We start from the raw sequence: 17,845 nt of genomic DNA, 5'->3' as shown, positions 1-17,845 counted from the left end.
TATTTGATTATTTAGAATCAATATAAATAAATAAGTTGCAAATAATTGAATCAATTTTATGTCTATTTATTCGTATTTTTGCACCGATTTTTAGACAATTAATTTCAATAAAGATAATATGTCAAACGACATTCGTATTAAAAAAGGTCTGGATATTAAACTTATCGGTGAAGCTGAAAAAACTGTTGAACAAGCAGTTGTAAGTAACTACCACACGATAAAGCCAGAAGATTTTCACGGTGTTATTCCAAAACTTGTTGCAAAAGAAGGTGTGGCTGTTAAAGCAGGCTCTACTTTGTTTTATGATAAATCTCATGAAGCTGTTAAGTTTGCCTCTCCAGTTTCGGGTAAAGTTATAGAAGTACTTCGTGGACCAAAAAGACGCATTGATGCCATCAAAATTGAAGCAGACAAAACTCAATCTTTTGAGGATTTCGGAAAGTTTAATTTAGAAAGTGCAACTGCTGAAAGTGTTAAATCTCATTTGTTGACTTCTGGATGTTGGCCTTTTGTTAAGCAACGTCCTTATGATGTTATTGCAAATCCTGATAAATCGCCAAAAGCTATTTTTATATCTGGGTATGCAAGTGCTCCATTGGCTGCCGATTTAGATTTTACTTTAAAAGGGAAAGAGCTAGAATTACAAGCGGCAGTAAATGCTTTGACAAAACTTACTGATGGTAAAGTACATGTTTCTATAGGGACTTCTAGTTCTCCATTTGCTAATTTGTCTGGTGTTGCAATTCATAAAGTTTCAGGACCACATCCTTCTGGAAATGTTGGAACTTTAATTAATAAAATTGATCCTGTTAATAAAGCAGAGGTTGTTTGGACTGTTAATGCACAAGACTTGGTAATTATTGGTGAGTTACTTATAACAGGTAAATTTAACCCAGAACGTGTTTTAGCCTTAGTTGGTTCTTCAGTAGAAAAACCTAGATATTTTAAAACAATAATTGGTAGTGAAATTGCAACAATTATTTATGATAAAGGTATTTCTAAAGACGCTCACGTTCGTATCATTTCTGGTAACGTTTTAACTGGTAAAGAAATACGTCCTGATGGTGTTTTAGATTATTACAGCAATGTTGTAACTGTAATACCTGAAGGTGATGATTATGAGTTTTTTGGATGGAATAAACCTATTTTTGATAAAGTGTCTACATCTAGAGCCTTGACTTTCTCTTGGTTAACACCAAACAAAAAATACGATTTAAATACAAATACAAATGGAGAGCACCGTGCTTTTGTGGTAACAGGAAGTTACGAAGCTGTTTTTCCTCTAGATATTTATCCAATGCAAATCTTGAAAGCTTGTATGTACCAAGATTTAGATGAAATGGAAGCTTTAGGGATGTACGAAGTAGCACCTGAAGATTTTGCATTAACGGAATTTATTTGTGTGTCTAAACAACCACATCAAAAAATCATAAGACAAGGTTTAGACTTAATGCTTAAAGAGATAGGATAATGGGTTTAAAAGAAAATTTACATAATTTTAAAGAAAAGAATAAAGGCAAAAAGTGGTTGCCTGCATTTTCTGCACTTCATACTTTTTTGTATTTACCAAATGAGACAACTCATGGTGGTACGCATATAAAAGCTGCTGATGATTTAAAACGTACCATGAATACAGTTATTATGGCTTTAGTGCCATGTTTAATTTTCGGTATGTTTAATGCTGGTTATCAACATTACTTAGCTTTAGGTGAAATAGGATCTGCTAAAGGATTTTTAGGAGCGTCATTTTGGACTTTAGATAATCTTATAGTTGGTTTATGGCAAGTATTACCATTAGTAATAGTCTCTTATGGCGTTGGTTTAGCGGTAGAGTTTGTTTTTGCTATTATTAAAGGTCATGAAGTAGAAGAAGGTTATTTAGTAACTGGTATGTTAGTACCTTTAATTGTTCCTGTTGATATTCCTTTATGGATGTTAGCAGTCGCTGTAATTTTTGGTGTAATAATTGGTAAAGAAGTTTTTGGAGGTACAGGTATGAACATCTTAAACCCTGCATTAACTATAAGAGCATTTTTGTTCTTTGCATATCCAACTTGGATGTCTGGTGATAAAGTATGGGTACATGGAGCTGTAGAACGTGATCAAATGATCGCTGCAGGACAAAATTTGGATGCTATTTCTGGGGAAACTATACTTGGAAGTTATGCTCAGGGTAATTCTGTAGCTTATGATTATTGGGATATGTTTTGGGGTTTAATTCCTGGTTCGGTAGGTGAAACCTCTAAGTTCTTAATCATTATTGGTGCTTTATTTTTGATTTTTACTAAAATAGGTAGTTGGAGAATAATAGTGTCAACTTTAATAGGAGCTTTAATTATGGGATTAATATTTAACCTTGTTGTAGACGCTGGTATTATATCTGAATCAAGTAAATTTTACGGATTAATGAGTGTTCCTTTTTGGCAACATTTAATCATCGGAAGTATATTATTTGGGGCTGTTTATATGGCGACTGATCCTGTAACGGCATCACAAACTAATAAAGGAAAATGGATTTATGGATTTTTAATTGGATTTATTTCCATTATGATTCGCGTATTCAATCCTGCATATCCAGAAGGTGTATTTCTAGCCATTCTTTTAATGAATGTTTTCGCACCAACTATTGATCATTATGTGGTGCAAGGAAATGTTAATAGAAGAATGAAACGTTTAAAAGTTAAAACAGCATAATTATGTCAGTTAACACAGATAAAAATTCATATACCATGATTTTTGCCATAACGATGGTATTAGTTGTGGGATCATTATTAGCATTTACAGCGTCGTCTTTAAGTCCTAATATTGATGAGAATAAACGTTTAGAAAAGCAACAAAATATTTTGTATGCTATGGGTGTAAACGAAAATGATGAAAGTAGTGCTAATTTCGTTTCTACTGCTGATGCTCCTGAGTTATTCAAAAAATACATAAAAAAGCAATTGGTAATCCAAGATGGTGAAGTTACCGAAAATGATAACGCTTATTTAATTGATGTAAAGAAAGAACAAACTAATGCCAAAGCAGGTGTTGCAAGAAAGTTACCTTTATTTGTTGGAGAGAAAGATGGTAAAGTATACTATATAGCACCAATAAGAGGTAAAGGCCTTTGGGATGCTATTTGGGCTTATGTTGCTATGGATGAAGATATGATAGTGCAAGGTGCATATTTTGATCATAAAGGAGAAACGCCAGGTTTAGGTGCTAACATAAAGCAGCGTTTTTTTATGGATGATTTTATTGGAGAGCATTTATTAGCAGATGGTACTTTTAAAGGTATTACTGTAGCCAAAGGAAATGCAGATCCAAAAAATGAAAATAAAACTGACAACGAAGTTGATGCCATTGCCGGAGCAACTATTACTGGAGATGGTGTATCAGCAATGATTAAGAGTGATTTAAAGCTATACGTATCCTACTTTAAAAATTTAAAAAATAATTAATTTATGGGTTTACTTTCAAAAAAAGACAGCAAATTAATACTAGATCCATTAGCAGATAATAATCCAATTACCATTCAAGTATTAGGTATTTGTTCTGCTCTAGCGATTACTGCAGAGTTAAAAGCCTCTATAGTAATGGCAGTATCTGTATTATTTGTTTTAGGAATTGGAAACGTAGTTATTTCTTTAATGAGAAATATCATACCATCAAAAATCAGAATTATTGTTCAGCTTATTGTTGTTGCAGCTCTAGTAATTATTGTTGATTTAGTTTTAAAAGCGTTTGCTTATGAATTGAGTAAAACACTTTCAGTTTTTGTTGGATTAATCATCACTAACTGTATCATCATGGGACGTTTTGAAGCGTTTGCCTTAGGAAATGGTCCTTGGCGTTCATTTCTTGATGGTATTGGTAATGCTGCAGGATACGGACTTATTCTTATAATTGTAGGTTTCTTCAGAGAGCTTTTAGGTTCGGGAACACTTTTAGGATTTAAAGTTTTAGGAGATCCAATTGAAAAATCAGGTTTATATGCTATAGGATATGAAAACAACGGTTTTATGTTATTGTCTCCCATGGCTTTAATAGTTGTAGGGATTATCATTTGGGTACAACGTAGTAGAAACAAAGCATTAATAGAAGATCATTAAATAGTTTATAGTTGATGGTTTTTGGTTGATATTAAATCACCAAAATTAATAACAAACAACTAAAACAAAAAAAATATGGAACATATAGAATTATTTTTTAAATCAATATTTATAGATAACATGGTTTTTGCTACATTCTTAGGAATGTGTTCTTACCTAGCAGTATCTAAAAAAGTTAGTACAGCCGTTGGTCTTGGAGCTGCAGTAATTTTCGTATTAGCTATTACAGTACCTCTAAACTGGTTATTAGATCAATATCTTTTACAACCTGGAGCTTTAAAATGGTTAGGGACAGAATATGCAGATTACGATTTAAGTTTTCTATCATTTATTATGTTTATTGCAACCATAGCAACTATGGTGCAATTGGTAGAAATTGTAGTGGAAAAGTTTTCACCTTCTTTATATAATTCATTAGGTATATTCTTACCGCTTATTGCTGTAAATTGTGCTATTTTAGGAGGTTCTTTATTTATGCAATCTCGTGAAATACCAACTTTGGGATTAGCTACAATATATGGTATAGGTTCTGGAATTGGATGGTTTTTAGCTATATTAGCTATAGCAGCTATCCGTGAAAAAATTAGATATTCAAATGTGCCACCAGCCTTGAGAGGTTTAGGTATTACATTTATTATTACTGGTTTAATGGCCATTGGTTTTATGAGTTTTGGTGGTATGTTAACTGGTGGTGATGAAGAAGCTCCTAAAGAAGAAAAAACTGCAAAAGTTGAAGCTTATAAAGAAGATTCAAATAAAAAAGTGATAGCTAATAACACAAAAGTAAATGAATAGTATGATTTTAGCAGCAGGCACATTAGGAACAGTCATTGCAACAGTAACAGCCTTTTTATTAATCACGTTGTTATTAGTAGCATTATTATTAGTAGTTAAGCAGAAATTGTCACCTTCAGGTCCAGTTAAAATAACTATTAACGGTGAAAGAGAAATAGAAGTAGCTTCAGGAAGTAGTTTACTTTCTACATTAGGTGGAAATAAGATTTTCTTACCATCCGCTTGTGGTGGTGGTGGTACTTGTATCCAGTGTGAATGCCACGTATTATCTGGCGGTGGAGAAGCCCTACCTACTGAAACACCTCACTTTTCAAGAAAAGAATTACAACATGGAGCTCGTTTGGCATGTCAAGTAAAAGTTAAACAAGATATGAATATCACTATACCTGAAGAGGTTTTTGGTATAAAAAAATGGGAAGCTACTGTTGTTCGTAATTATAATGTAGCATCTTTTATCAAGGAATTTGTTGTTGAAATTCCAGAGGATATGGGTTATAAAGCAGGTGGGTATATTCAAATTGAAATACCAGAATGTGAAATTAAATATTCTGAAATTGATATTACTGCGCATCCTGAAGAACATGAAACAGCAGATAAGTTTCAAGCCGAATGGGATAAATTTGGATTATGGCCATTAATAATGAAAAATTCTGAAACTGTTGAGAGAGCCTATTCTATGGCTTCTTATCCAGCAGAAGGGAGAGAAATTATGTTGAATGTTCGTATTGCTACACCGCCTTGGGATCGTACCAAAAATGGTTGGATGGATGTAAATCCAGGTGTTGCTTCATCTTATATCTTTGCTCAAAAACCTGGTGATAAAGTAATTATTTCTGGTCCTTATGGTGAATTTTTCATTAATGAGTCAGAAAGTGAGATGCTTTACGTAGGTGGTGGGGCTGGTATGGCACCCATGCGTTCACATTTATATCACTTATTTAGAACAATTAAAACAGGTCGTAAGGTTACTTATTGGTACGGAGGACGTTCTAAAAGAGAGTTATTCTATTTAGATCATTTTTATAAATTAGAAAAAGACTTTCCTAATTTTAAATTTTTCTTAGCATTATCAGAGCCTTTACCAGAAGATAACTGGAAAGTTAAGGTTGATATTGATGCACCTGGTGATGGTTTTGTCGGTTTTATACATAACTGTGTAATTGATAACTACTTAAGTAAGCATGAGTCGCCAGAAGATATAGAATTATATTTCTGTGGACCACCTTTAATGAACAAAGCTGTTCAAAAAATGGGAGAAGATTTTGGTATTCCAGATGAGCACATAAGATTTGATGATTTTGGAGGATAATCTTTAGATCATTATAAATAAAAAGCCAACTATTAAGTTGGCTTTTTATTTATAAAATATTTGATAATTTGTATTTTGGTTTTTAAACTCAAATAGTTTAGTGTAATCCATAACATTTTTTATATCATCTAATTCGCATAAAAATGCAATGACAGCTTGAAGTCCTTCAAATAAAACATCTTTATCATAATTATTAAGAGGTTTTTTTGTTTTTATGATGAAGTGGTAATTGGTAATTACAACCTCTTAAAAAGATAGCTTCAATTTTTAATAATTCTAAAGGTGTATAACCATTAAACTTGCTACCTAGTGTTTGATGTACTTTTCCAAGGTAATTTAATTCAGTAGAACCATGATCGTCAGAAAAATGTTTCCAGCTATCCTTTTTGTCTAAAATATTTCCAACAGCCCATTTTTTGCAACATTCTGGGTTAAGTTCATTATTATGAAAGGCGATATAAAGTTTTTGAATAGCGTTTACTAAACGAATTGAAGTTTTCATATAAAATTGATTTTTGACTTTAAATTACAAAATATATCTAAATTATTAATATTATTTTTGCAATATGAATATACCACTTACTGATCAAGAATTACACAATCTTGCAATGAACTATGTTGGAAAAGATTTAGAGCAACGTGGTTTTGAGTTTATAGCGGTTAATAGCAAACTTAAAAAGCATCCTCAGTTTGTTTGTATGGATAAAAACAAGCAATATTATTTTGTTATCGTTAAAGCTATTATGCTACCTGAAAACCCAAACAATTATGATGTAGTTTGGATGGAAAGTTTCAAAAAACACGCCAGAGAAAAGGATGCTAAAGTATTGTATGCAGGTGTTGGTTTAGGAAATCCAAATCATAAAAGTTTACCTATTTATCTTAATCAAGAGTATTTAATTGAGTATAATGGTATTCAAGTTTTAGAAACTAATTTAAATTAAATGAAACAACTACTAATCTTATTTTTTACAATTAGTTTTTTAGCTTGTAAAAAGGATGTAGTAAACACAAAATTACAGGGGTCTGTTTTTGGAACGGGTTATTCCATTATTTATGGTTCTGATGTTGATTTTCAAAATGATATTGATAGCTTATTTTTTGTTATAAATAACTCCATGTCTACTTATCAAACTAACTCTATTATTTCTCAGTTAAATAGAAATGAAAACAATAAAGTGGATAATCATTTTATAAAAGTTTTTTCGGCGTCAAAACAAATTTTTCAGCAAACTAATGGTGCTTTTGATCCTACAATTGGTGTTTTAGTAAATGCTTGGGATTTTGGTCCTGAAGGTAAAATTGAAAACTTAGATAGTTTAAAAATTGATAGTTTAATGACTTCAGTTGGTTTCGAAAAAGTTAAGTTTTTTAATGATAAAATCCAAAAACCAAAAAAAACTTTTATTGATTTTAATGCCATTGCAAAGGGTTATGGTGTTGATGTTATTGGAGAGTTTTTAGAGTCAAAAAATGTTAATAATTATTTAGTTGAAATTGGTGGTGAAATTAGAGTAAGCGGCCTTAATGCTGAAAAACAAAGTAATTGGAAAGTTGGTGTTGAAATGCCTGAGTTTGATGGTTCGCAATCTATATTAAGCGTTATAAGTTTGAAAGATGAAGCTATGGCAACATCTGGTACCTATAGAAAATTTAAAATAGATGAAAACGGTTATAGATATGCACATATTATTGATGCAAAAACCGGTTATCCAAGTAAAACAAATTTGTTAAGTATTTCAGTAATTGCAGAAAACTGTATGATTGCAGATGCTTATGCCACGGCGTTTAAAGCTATGGGTATTGAAAAAGTAAAAGCTTTTTTGAATAATCATCCAGAATTAAAGGTTTTTTTAATTTTTGAAAATGATAAAAACCAATTGGAAACACTCTCATTAAACAATTTCCCTAAAAGCTAGTTTTTATAAACTACAGGAATAATTTCTCCTTTTGCTAAGCAATATTTTGTAATATCTGCTTCTGAAAGTTTTGCAGTATAATCAACTTCTTCAACTTTAAAACCGATATTCCGAAGTTTTTCAAAATAATCTCTACCGTAGATTCGTACATGATCATATTGCCCAAAAATTTTAGCACGTTCTTTTCTGTCTATAATTAAATTATCTTCAAAAGTTTTATCTCTTTTTAAATCTTGCGGAATCTGAAAAACACCAAATCCGCTAGGTTTTAAAACACGATATAATTCTTGCATAGCTTTTGTATCGTCTGGTATATGTTCTAAAACGTGATTACAAAGTATAATATCAAATTCATTATCCTTAAACGGTAAATTACAAATATCAGCTTTAACATCGGCTAAGGGAGAATTCAAATCAGTAGTTACGTAGTTAAGATTTTTCATTTTTCTTAACCGTTTATAAAAAGCTTGTTCTGGAGCAAAATGAAGCACTTTATGGTTTGCTGAGAAGAAATTAGTCTCATTTTTTAGGTACAACCAAAGAAGTCTGTGGCGCTCTAAGGAAAGGGTAGAAGGCGATAAAACATTATTACGTTGTTTTCCGTATCCGTAAGGTAAAAATGATTTAAAGCTTTTCCCATCAATAGGATCTGTGTATTTATCACCTTTTAAAAAGAAAGCTAAAATGGGTCTTATTAGATAACTAAGCCTAATAAGAATGGGCCTTGGGATTATGTTTAAGATAAATTTGAAGAGCTTTTTCAAAAGGATTATTTATAATCTTCTCTAACAGGATAAAAAGTATCAGTTACCTCACAATCAGTCAATGCATTAGCACTATGAACGACGTTTGATGGTATAATTGTTACAGAACCTGGTTCTAAAATTTTGGTTTCACCACTTATTGTCATCTCTAATTTGCCAGAAATAATTTGTGTAGTTTGCTCATGAAAATGAGAATGTGAAGGTAATATAGCACCCTTTTCTATGGTAACAAAACCAATAGTCATGTTGTTAGAATGTACATATTTACCAGTAATTCCTTTTGCTAATTCTTTTGGTTTTATATCTTCAATTTTGTAATTCATTTTTATAAAACTAAGCCTTCTTTACGAAATTCATTTTCTTCGTCACTTTCAATTCCCAAAGCATCATAAATATATGCAAAAGTTGAAAGCAACTCTGGTTTGCCATCAATAATAGCAACATCATGCTCAAAATGAGCACTTGGTTTATCATCTAAAGTAGTGATAGTCCAGCCATCTCTGTGTTGTTTTATGCGGTGTGTACCCATATTTATCATAGGTTCGATAGCAACTACCATACCTTCAACAAATTTTTTACCTCTACCACGTTTCCCATAATTGGGCATTTCTGGATCTTCGTGCATTTTTTTGCCTAAACCATGACCTACTAATTCTCTTACAACACCGTAACCATGGTCTTCACAATATTTTTGAATGGCATAGCCAACATCGCCAACTCGGTTATTAGATTTAAATTCTCTGATACCTACGTATAAAGATTCTTTAGTTACTTGCAATAATTTTTCGGTTTCGGGAGCTATTTCACCAACGGGAAATGTATATGCATGGTCTCCATAAAAACCATTTTTTAAAGCACCACAATCTATTGATATGATATCTCCGTCAGTTAACGGAACCGCATTAGGAATGCCGTGAACCACTTGAGTATTTGGGCTCATACAAAGTGTGTTAGGAAAATCATATAATCCTAAAAAACCAGGTATGGCATCATGGTCTCTTATAAACTCTTCAGCTATTTTATCTAATTGTAAAGTAGTAACTCCGGGTTTTATAGCTTTAGCTAATTCTCCTAAAGTTTTTGAGACTATTAAAGCGCTTTCACGCATTAATTCAATTTCTTCTCTTGTTTTTATAACAATCATATTATAAAATATTATCAAATATAATTAAAAAGGAGTATTGTACTTTTGTTTATAATAAATGCTTTTTTGATGAATTAGGTAGATTTTATAGTGAATCAGATTATTTTAAAAAATCAAAAAATCCTTTTTTCTTATCACGAATTTGTGGCGTTTCATTAGTCAGTATTTGATAAATTTCTCCCCATCCAACAAGACCACCTATGTTTCTGTCATCAATAAATAAATCAGCATGTATTTTTCTGCTCATATCATTGTTAAACTCTTCTTCTGGGAAACTTCTATTCACTGCATAAAAAACCACACCATTTTCTTCACAAAATTTCACAGCTTCATCTAATCTATTACCACATCTATAAGTCCATAAAATAAGTCGATGACCATCTTCTTGTAATTTTTTTAAAGTTTCAAAAGCAAAAATCATAGGCTTTCCAATGTTTGGGTAAGCATCTTCTACAATGGTGCCATCAAAATCGACAGCTATAATTAAATGTTGATCAAAGTTCATTTATATTTTGACTTGGGTTTAATGCAAAAATACAACAATTTATTTTTTTAAAGGTCATACAAGTGCATGCTGCGTCATAACTTTTGGTTGAGGAATGCCCATAAGTTTTAATATGGTAGGTGCCATATCTCCTAAAATACCGTCTTTAATTTCTGTTAGTTCATTATCAATTAAAATAACAGGCACAGGATTTGTTGTATGTGCTGTATTAGGTGAACCATCAGGATTTATCATCGTTTCACAGTTTCCATGGTCTGCAATTAAAAGTGTAGTATAACCATTTTCTAATGCAGTTGTAATAACATCTTTTACGCAAGTATCAACAGCTTCACAGGCTTTGATTGCTGCATCCATAACACCAGTATGCCCAACCATATCGCCATTAGCAAAGTTTAAGCATACAAAGTCAACTTCACCTTTTTGTAATTCTGGTACTAATGCATCGCGTAATTCGAAAGCACTCATTTCTGGTTTTAAATCGTAAGTAGCTACTTTAGGGGAGTTTCTTAAAATACGACTTTCACCTTCAAAAGGTTTTTCTTGCCCGCCAGAGAAAAAGAAAGTAACATGCGGGTACTTTTCAGTCTCGGCTATTCTAATTTGTTTTTTGTGGTGTTTCTCTAAAACTTCTCCAAGGGTTTGGTTTAAATTATCCTTATTAAAAATAACATTAACATTTTTATAAGTATCATCATAATTTGTAAGCGTTACATAATGCAAATCAAGTTTATGCATATTTTGCTCATGAAAATCTGTTTGAGATAATGCTTCGGTTAATTCGCGTCCACGATCTGTTCTAAAATTAAAAAAGATAACAACATCACCATTTTTTATTTTTGTAACGGTCTCGTTAGAGTTGTCAATCATTATTACTGGTTTTATAAACTCATCAGTTATGTCGTTATTATAACTTTTTTGAATAGTTTCTAATACATTATGAGATTTTTCTCCAAAACCATTCACCATAGCATCATAAGCTATTTTAACGCGTTCCCAACGTTTGTCCCTGTCCATAGCAAAATATCTACCTGTAACGGTAGCCAATTTACTATTCGTTTTTTTAAGTTGAGATTGTAATTCGGTTAAAAAACCATAACCAGATTTTGGGTCTACATCACGCCCATCAGTAAAAGCATGTACATAGGTTTTGGTAAGGCCATAATCATGAGCAGCTTCCAATAATCCAAAAAGATGATTAATGTGAGAGTGTACGCCACCATTACTAAGTAATCCTAAGAAATGAACATCTTTATTATTGGTTTTGGCGTAATCAAAAGCATCAACCAGAACTTTTTCGGTATTCAAAGTTTTGTTTTTTACAGCTAAATTTACTTTTACTAAATCCTGATATACAATTCTTCCTGCACCTAAATTCATGTGCCCAACTTCACTATTTCCCATTTGGCCTTCAGGTAAACCCACATGCAAACCATCTGTGCGCAATGTCGCAAAAGGGTATTTTTTATACAGCGAGTCTATAAAAGGTGTATTGGCATGATCGATTGCAGAAACTTTCGGGTCTGGAGAATTTCCCCAACCATCAAGTATCATCAAGATTACTTTTTTATTCATTTTTTAAAAATTTTAATGCTAAACAAAGATAATTAAGTTTGATATAATAACAGGAAAATTATCTCTGAAATACTAGAGTTTTAAAGGCTTTTTAAGTTTGTTTAAAAAAGTAATGGTTACGTTAATTAATTACGAATGAAACGTTAAAAATTTGTTATAACTAATTTTTAGTGTAACATATTTAATTTTTGAGAGTCTTTTAAGTATATCAAAAAACGAACGAATAAATTAATTTAAAATCTTTCATCATGAAAAAAACAATCATTATTTCCACAATCGCATTATGTTTTTCAATCATAAATGTTAATGCAAAACCAATTACAAAAAACATTGAAATAAATAATTCTGGGTATTTATTTAAAGTGAACTCATTTTGTGTTTCAATTGCTAAAGGTGATTTAGAAACTGTTCAAAAGTTGATAGCTCGGGGAACTGATGTGAACGAGATTTCTAACGGAATGACACCTATAATGTATGCTGCTAAATTTAATAGAACAGATATTTTAAATCTTTTAATTATTCATGGTGCCGATTTAAATGCTAAATCTGATAAAAAAATGACAGCTTTAGATTATGCTAAGTTGCATGGTGCTGTGGATGCTGCTAATATTTTAAAAGAAGCGTTGTCAAAAAATGAAAAATAATTATTTAAACATATAATTATTTGAGTTAGTCACTCACAAAAAAGCCTTGAAAATCAAGGCTTTTTTTATAAAATTTCACAAATATCAATATATATTTAAATTTTTATACATCATATAATGTATGCCTATATCTTTAATATTAAAAGTATTACCAATAGTTTTGTATCCAGTTTTTAAGTAAAAATTAACAGCAACTTCTCTAGCATTACACCAAATTACTTGTGTGTTTTGTTCTCTTAAAAGGTTTTCTCCAAAATTTAAAATAATGTTTCCCAAGCCTTTGCCTTGAAATTCTTTTAAAATAGCCATACCTCTTAATTGGTATTGGTTTTTACTTGTAATACAATTATGATTACTTTTAAAAAAAGAACAAATACCCAATAATTCTTCATTTAAAAAAATCCCTAGATGAAACGTAGTTTCTAAATCATCTCCAGCAAAATGGCAAGTATCTATATGTTTACCAGCTCTTAAAACTGGATGCCTCACTTTGTAAGTTTCTAAAGCACTAATTTTGCTAATTTTATAATCAGAAGTTTTGATAGGGATTAAGTTTAGAATTTAATAATTCAAACTTAAAAATATTTTCCATAATTATTTACTTCAGATAAAAAAATTATTAAATGTCTTTTGTACTTAAAATTATAGATAAAGAGTAAATACATAGTGTAATTTCTTTAGTTCAAAAATTAACCGGTTATAAAGTATCAAATGAATTGCTCGAACAAAGATTTCCAGAAATGATTATACAGAATTATGAATGCGTAGGTATTTTTGATAATGAAGAATTAATTGGTGTTTGTTGATTGTTGTTTTGTACAAGACATTATTCAGGCAAAAGTGTTTAGCCAGATCAAGTTTTTTATCAAGATTCTTATTGAAGTAATGTTTTAGGTAAACATTTTTTTGAGTGAATCTGTAATTATAAGTATAGTAAAGGTTGTGAAGCTGTAGAATTTAATGCCTATGTTGGTAATCCTCAGTCGTATAAATTTTATTTAAATTAAGGCTTTTAAATTTAAGGTTTTCATTTTTTAAAAAAGCTATAAATTTTTTGCAGATGAACAAACACTTTATATATATTTGTACACGGTTATTGCGGGAGTAGCTCAGTTGGTAGAGCGTCAGCCTTCCAAGCTGAATGTCGCCGGTTCGAACCCGGTCTCCCGCTCAATAAAGCTTCATCATTTGATGAGGCTTTTTTTATTTTAAGTAATTTAATTCTGTTCCAGAATCTATTTCGTAAGGTGTTTTATTGTATTCAAAAACTCTAGCAGTTAAACGACCTTTTAAAATAATTGAATGTCGTTCAACTTTTAACCAACTTCCCTCACGCAAACCTATTACAGGAGGTGAATTATAATGATGAAATTCATCTATACGAGTTTCCCTGGTTTCACCCATATGTTTACTGCTAGTATCTTGGTCTAAATAATGCGGATTAATATTAAATGGAACAATACCTAAAGCATTAAAACTAGGAGGGTAAACTATAGGCATATCATTGGTGGTTTTTATAGTCAAGCCGCAAATGTTACTTCCTGCGCTAGTTCCTAAATAAGGAGTGCCTTTTTTAAGGCTTGTTTTTAAAGCATCAATTAAATTGTTTTTATAAAGTTGATAGGTAAGAACAAACGTATTGCCACCACCAACAAAAATGGCATCAGCTTTATTAATTGCTTCTACAGGGTTTTCAAAAGAATGAATTCCCTTTACAGATTTTCCAATTTTGCTAAAAGCTTCACCTACTTTTTTTGTATATTCAATATGAGAAATACCACCTGGTCTTGCATAAGGGATAAATAAGATAGTATCCGAATTTTCAAAAAACACCTTTAATTCATCAAGGATGTAATCTAAATAACCACTTCCGTGGATTGTTGAGGTGCTTGCAATAATTAAGTTTAACACGAAATAGAGATTTTCTTGGTAAAATTAATCAAAAATCAATCAAAAAGTAATATCATAAAAAAAATATAAATTATACATTACAATAAAATTAAAGTGGTATTTTGAAATAAAAAAAAGCCATGAAAAAAATTATTATTTTTTTAGCATTTATCACCTCTACTTTTTCAATTTCACAAACTATAAATAGATTAGAAGTTTTAGGAAAAATTATTGTTGAAGGCAATGATATTTCAGGAATTACTATTTATAACACAACTTCCAATAGTGGTGTTATTTCCAATGAAAATGGAGAATTTACTATACAAGTTGCTTTAAATGATATTATTGAAGTTAGCGCATTACAATATGAAAATATTAAATTTAACGTAAATCAAGATATTTTGAATTCAAAAAAAATTAAGCTTTTTTTAATAGAGGAAATTAATCGTTTAGATGAAGTGGTTGTCTTGAAAAAAGGACTTACATCTAACTTGAAAAAAGATATTGAATCTGTAAATTCATTTAAGGCAAAATTAGATGCTTTATATTTTGGAATAAAACAAAATGAAGTCCTTAATTTTGATAAAGACTATAAATCTGAAATAACAAATGATGCCATAAGTACTCAACAACAAACGATGGTTAATGGATTAAATATTGTTAATGTAGTAGATCAGTTATTATTGCCACTTTTTAGATCTGAGGTTAAGGATAAAAAGAAAGTTGGTGTACCTGATGTTCCGGTTGAAAATATTAAATACTACTTTGGATCTGAGTTTCTTGTAGATAATTTTAATATTCCAGAACATCGTGTTGAGGAGTTTATAAGATTTGTTGAAAGCGATGATTTTGATTTTTCATTACTCAATTATGGAAAAGAAATGGAGTTTTTGGAAGTTATAAATAAAAAAAGTATCATTTTTTTAAACTCAAAAGAATAAAATTTTGTTTTAACAAAAGATTAATGGCTATTTACATTTTCTTTAAGATTTGAAATGCGTTCTTTAAGCTTTAAATTAAATAACTTGAAAAGAACCATACTATTTTTTACTCTTATTTTATTTGTTATTTCACATTTAAACTCCCAAATTATTAAAAGGGTTGAGGTTAAGGGGGTTATTTTATCAGCAACAAATGAGGTTGAGGCCGTTACTGTTTTTAATAAATCCTCAAATAGAGGCACTATAACTGATGAGAAAGGTTTTTTTTTATTAGAAGTTGCGCTGAATGATATTATTGAAATTACTGCTTTACAGTTTCAAACAGTTACAGTTACTATTGATGCGCCTATTATAAAATCAAACACTTTGAAAATTCAATTGATAGAGCAGGTTAATCAGTTAGATGCGGTAACCCTATCATCAGGTCTTACTGGTAATTTGGGTACCGATACTCAAAATGTTAAATTCGTTAAAATTAAACCTATAGATTTAGGTAATTTAGATGCTTTAATTATGAGTGAAGATAAAGTATTTGATAGAGGTGTTATTCAAGATCATTTAGAGGCTACTTTAAATCCAAATGCACGCTTTTATCAACCAGATTTAGTTAAGATTTTGAGATTATTTTTTAAATCAAATAAAAAATCTGTATCTCAGAAAAATAATGATTTTGATGATAAAAAAAAGCAACCAAAATCCATATATAATGTGTATTCTCATCAATATATAAGTGAAGCGTTTAATATGCCTAGTGAACAAGTTGAAGGTTTTATTGCATTTATACAAAATGGCGGTATAGATTTGGAGCTTTTAAAACCAGAAAACGAAATCGTACTTATTGAATTTTTAAATGAACAAAAGGGAAAATTCCTGAAGCTTAAAAATGTTAAAAATTAAGTGCTTTTTAATACTATTATTTTTATTTGGAAGGCAACAAATTCAAGCACAATCCATTGAAATAACAGGGGAAATTGAAGGTAAAACAGATGTTGAAAATATTCATGTCATAAACAAAACATCTAAAGTCTTTACAATTACAGATAATTTGGGAGGTTTTGTTATAACAGGAAAATTAAACGATACCATTCTCTTTTCCTCAATTCAGCACTTAAAAAAAGAAATTATAGTTTCTAGAGAAATCATGGAATCTAAAGCTATTTTTGTTGTCTTACAAGAACAGATAAATGAACTTGATGAAGTTTTAGTTGGAAAAGTATTGACTGGCGATTTAATGTCAGATATTTATAATACAGAAGGCGAACCGCCAATAAATTTTTACGATGTTGGTATACCTGGGTATACAGGTAAAATAGCTACTCAAAGTGAACGTAGGCTGGCAGAAGCTGGCGATTTTAAACCCAAAATGCTTTTTGGTCTATTTGCTGGAGGTTTACCACTTAACCCTATTTTGAATGGTATTTCTGGAAGAACAAAAATGCTTAAAGAACTTGTTAAAAAAGAAAGAAATGCTGATTTGCTTCGAAAAATAAAAGTAGATTTGTCTGAAGATTTTTTCAGTGTTTACAAACTTGAAGAGGGTTTAAGAAACGATTTTTACTTTTTTTGCGAAGAAGATCCAGATTTTAATTTGAGGTGTCAAAATAAAGGACCTATCGAAATATTTGAATATTTAAAAGAAAAGCTCGTTCAGTATAAAGAAAACCTAAACTTCAAAAAGCAGTAAGTTTTTTATGGAATACTTTTTGAATCACAATAATAATTACTTTAGCAAAAAGAAAACACATCTATTCTAATTAATAATAAGTGTTAGTAGCAAATACCAAAAAATATTTTTTGAGTTGAAGGGCGTAAATTAAATTATATGAAACTATATAAATTACTTTTTTTATTTTTAATAATCCCATTTTTTTCATTCACAAGTTTACACAAATATTACATAAGTGTTTCTCAAATAAACTACATTGAAGAGAAGGCATCACTTCAAATAACAACCAGAATTTTTATTGATGATTTTGAAAATTTATTAAGAACACGCTATGATGAAACTATTACTTTAGCAGGAAAGGATGAGCCTGAAATTGCCAATACATATATTGAAAAATACTTAAAAGATAAGTTAACTATCAAAATAAACAATGAAAGTGTAAGTGTTAATTTTATTGGTAAAGAATACGATGGAGATATTGTGCGTTGTTATTTAGAAGTTGAAAATGTAAAAAACATAAAAAACATAGAAATAAGCAATCAAGTTTTATTCGATTTATTTGATGTACAACAAAATATTAATAAAACAAAAATAAAATCAAA

Annotated in this window: 21 protein-coding genes and 1 tRNA gene; 14 read left to right on the top strand and 8 right to left on the bottom strand. The window is 30.3% G+C overall.

The annotated features are described in order from the left end of the window. The first annotated feature begins 118 nt into the window (after positions 1 to 118). The 6 genes from AC1XJX_RS11710 to nqrF all read left to right on the top strand — a co-directional run bounded on the left by AC1XJX_RS11710 (position 119) and on the right by nqrF (position 6,198). Entirely contained in the window at positions 119 to 1,471 is a 1,353-nt protein-coding gene (locus tag AC1XJX_RS11710) for a Na(+)-translocating NADH-quinone reductase subunit A (RefSeq protein WP_482004168.1), read from the top strand. Next, positions 1,471 to 2,694: an NADH:ubiquinone reductase (Na(+)-transporting) subunit B gene (locus AC1XJX_RS11705; protein WP_482004167.1), complete on the top strand. Its 1,224-nt coding sequence runs from the start codon at positions 1,471 to 1,473 to the stop codon at positions 2,692 to 2,694. Before AC1XJX_RS11710 ends, AC1XJX_RS11705 begins: the two co-directional genes overlap by 1 nt. A 2-nt stretch (positions 2,695 to 2,696) precedes the next feature. After that, a complete protein-coding gene (locus AC1XJX_RS11700) occupies positions 2,697 to 3,443 on the top strand; it encodes a Na(+)-translocating NADH-quinone reductase subunit C (protein ID WP_482004166.1) in 747 nt (248 codons plus the stop codon). A gap of 3 nt (positions 3,444 to 3,446) precedes the next feature. Continuing rightward, on the top strand, positions 3,447 to 4,094 hold the full coding sequence (locus tag AC1XJX_RS11695; protein WP_482004165.1) for an NADH:ubiquinone reductase (Na(+)-transporting) subunit D: 648 nt from the start codon (positions 3,447 to 3,449) through the stop codon (positions 4,092 to 4,094). Between the two features lie 75 nt (positions 4,095 to 4,169). Continuing rightward, the gene (nqrE, locus tag AC1XJX_RS11690) at positions 4,170 to 4,889 is read left to right on the top strand and encodes an NADH:ubiquinone reductase (Na(+)-transporting) subunit E (RefSeq protein WP_482004164.1); all 720 of its coding nucleotides are present in this window, start codon (positions 4,170 to 4,172) and stop codon (positions 4,887 to 4,889) included. Between the two features lies 1 nt (position 4,890). Beyond that, a complete protein-coding gene (gene nqrF, locus AC1XJX_RS11685) occupies positions 4,891 to 6,198 on the top strand; it encodes an NADH:ubiquinone reductase (Na(+)-transporting) subunit F (RefSeq protein ID WP_482004191.1) in 1,308 nt (435 codons plus the stop codon). A 193-nt stretch (positions 6,199 to 6,391) separates the two neighbouring features. On the opposite strand, the gene AC1XJX_RS11680 is transcribed toward nqrF, so the two are convergent. Beyond that, positions 6,392 to 6,700, bottom strand: a complete 309-nt coding sequence (locus AC1XJX_RS11680) for a hypothetical protein (RefSeq protein WP_482004163.1) — start codon at positions 6,698 to 6,700, stop codon at positions 6,392 to 6,394. Between the two features lie 64 nt (positions 6,701 to 6,764). Here AC1XJX_RS11680 and AC1XJX_RS11675 point away from each other — a divergent pair, with 64 nt between their 5' ends. Continuing rightward, complete coding sequence (locus tag AC1XJX_RS11675) at positions 6,765 to 7,142, top strand: Na(+)-translocating NADH-quinone reductase subunit F (RefSeq protein WP_482004162.1); 378 nt, start codon at positions 6,765 to 6,767, stop codon at positions 7,140 to 7,142. Continuing rightward, the gene (locus tag AC1XJX_RS11670; RefSeq protein WP_482004161.1) at positions 7,143 to 8,117 is read left to right on the top strand and encodes an FAD:protein FMN transferase; all 975 of its coding nucleotides are present in this window, start codon (positions 7,143 to 7,145) and stop codon (positions 8,115 to 8,117) included. Here AC1XJX_RS11670 and AC1XJX_RS11665 read toward each other — a convergent pair. The 5 genes from AC1XJX_RS11665 to gpmI form a co-directional block, all read right to left on the bottom strand. Beyond that, positions 8,114 to 8,881: a class I SAM-dependent methyltransferase gene (locus tag AC1XJX_RS11665; RefSeq protein WP_482004160.1), complete on the bottom strand. Its 768-nt coding sequence runs from the start codon at positions 8,879 to 8,881 to the stop codon at positions 8,114 to 8,116. The genes AC1XJX_RS11670 and AC1XJX_RS11665 overlap by 4 nt on opposite strands. Before the next feature lie 5 nt (positions 8,882 to 8,886). Continuing rightward, positions 8,887 to 9,204: a cupin domain-containing protein gene (locus AC1XJX_RS11660; RefSeq protein WP_482004159.1), complete on the bottom strand. Its 318-nt coding sequence runs from the start codon at positions 9,202 to 9,204 to the stop codon at positions 8,887 to 8,889. 2 nt (positions 9,205 to 9,206) lie between these two features. Then, a complete protein-coding gene (map, locus tag AC1XJX_RS11655; RefSeq protein ID WP_482004158.1) occupies positions 9,207 to 10,025 on the bottom strand; it encodes a type I methionyl aminopeptidase in 819 nt (272 codons plus the stop codon). Positions 10,026 to 10,125: 100 nt separating this feature from the next. Further along, positions 10,126 to 10,530, bottom strand: a complete 405-nt coding sequence (locus AC1XJX_RS11650) for a BT0820 family HAD-type phosphatase (protein WP_482004157.1) — start codon at positions 10,528 to 10,530, stop codon at positions 10,126 to 10,128. Between the two features lie 54 nt (positions 10,531 to 10,584). Further along, complete coding sequence (gpmI, locus tag AC1XJX_RS11645) at positions 10,585 to 12,102, bottom strand: 2,3-bisphosphoglycerate-independent phosphoglycerate mutase (RefSeq protein ID WP_482004156.1); 1,518 nt, start codon at positions 12,100 to 12,102, stop codon at positions 10,585 to 10,587. Positions 12,103 to 12,350: 248 nt separating this feature from the next. Here gpmI and AC1XJX_RS11640 point away from each other — a divergent pair, with 248 nt between their 5' ends. Beyond that, entirely contained in the window at positions 12,351 to 12,746 is a 396-nt protein-coding gene (locus AC1XJX_RS11640) for an ankyrin repeat domain-containing protein (protein ID WP_482004155.1), read from the top strand. 84 nt (positions 12,747 to 12,830) lie between these two features. On the opposite strand, the gene AC1XJX_RS11635 is transcribed toward AC1XJX_RS11640, so the two are convergent. Further along, on the bottom strand, positions 12,831 to 13,235 hold the full coding sequence (locus AC1XJX_RS11635) for a GNAT family N-acetyltransferase (protein WP_482004154.1): 405 nt from the start codon (positions 13,233 to 13,235) through the stop codon (positions 12,831 to 12,833). A 609-nt stretch (positions 13,236 to 13,844) separates the two neighbouring features. Here AC1XJX_RS11635 and AC1XJX_RS11630 point away from each other — a divergent pair. Next, positions 13,845 to 13,917: transfer RNA gene (locus AC1XJX_RS11630), tRNA-Gly, on the top strand. A 32-nt stretch (positions 13,918 to 13,949) separates the two neighbouring features. Here the strand turns inward: AC1XJX_RS11630 and pepE are convergent. Next, positions 13,950 to 14,657 carry a dipeptidase PepE gene (pepE, locus tag AC1XJX_RS11625; RefSeq protein WP_482004153.1) on the bottom strand — a complete coding sequence of 236 codons (708 nt, stop codon included), beginning with the start codon at positions 14,655 to 14,657 and terminating at the stop codon, positions 13,950 to 13,952. A gap of 119 nt (positions 14,658 to 14,776) precedes the next feature. On the opposite strand from pepE, the gene AC1XJX_RS11620 reads away from it, so the two are divergent. The 4 genes from AC1XJX_RS11620 to AC1XJX_RS11605 all read left to right on the top strand — a co-directional run. Further along, positions 14,777 to 15,577, top strand: coding sequence for a carboxypeptidase-like regulatory domain-containing protein (locus AC1XJX_RS11620; protein WP_482004152.1), 801 nt, complete (start codon positions 14,777 to 14,779; stop codon positions 15,575 to 15,577). Positions 15,578 to 15,661: 84 nt separating this feature from the next. Further along, positions 15,662 to 16,474 carry a carboxypeptidase-like regulatory domain-containing protein gene (locus AC1XJX_RS11615; RefSeq protein WP_482004151.1) on the top strand — a complete coding sequence of 271 codons (813 nt, stop codon included), beginning with the start codon at positions 15,662 to 15,664 and terminating at the stop codon, positions 16,472 to 16,474. After that, entirely contained in the window at positions 16,461 to 17,261 is an 801-nt protein-coding gene (locus AC1XJX_RS11610) for a hypothetical protein (protein WP_482004150.1), read from the top strand. The genes AC1XJX_RS11615 and AC1XJX_RS11610 overlap by 14 nt, the downstream gene beginning before the upstream one ends. 138 nt (positions 17,262 to 17,399) lie before the next feature. Further along, positions 17,400 to 17,845, top strand: a 446-nt coding sequence (locus tag AC1XJX_RS11605) for a DUF6702 family protein (protein ID WP_482004149.1), incomplete at its 3' end; no start/stop codon positions are given.

It is taken from the genome of Flaviramulus sp. (assembly GCF_982512915.1).
The sequence above is the reverse complement of the archived record's forward strand: the minus strand, read 5'-3'. Positions and strand labels throughout refer to the sequence as shown.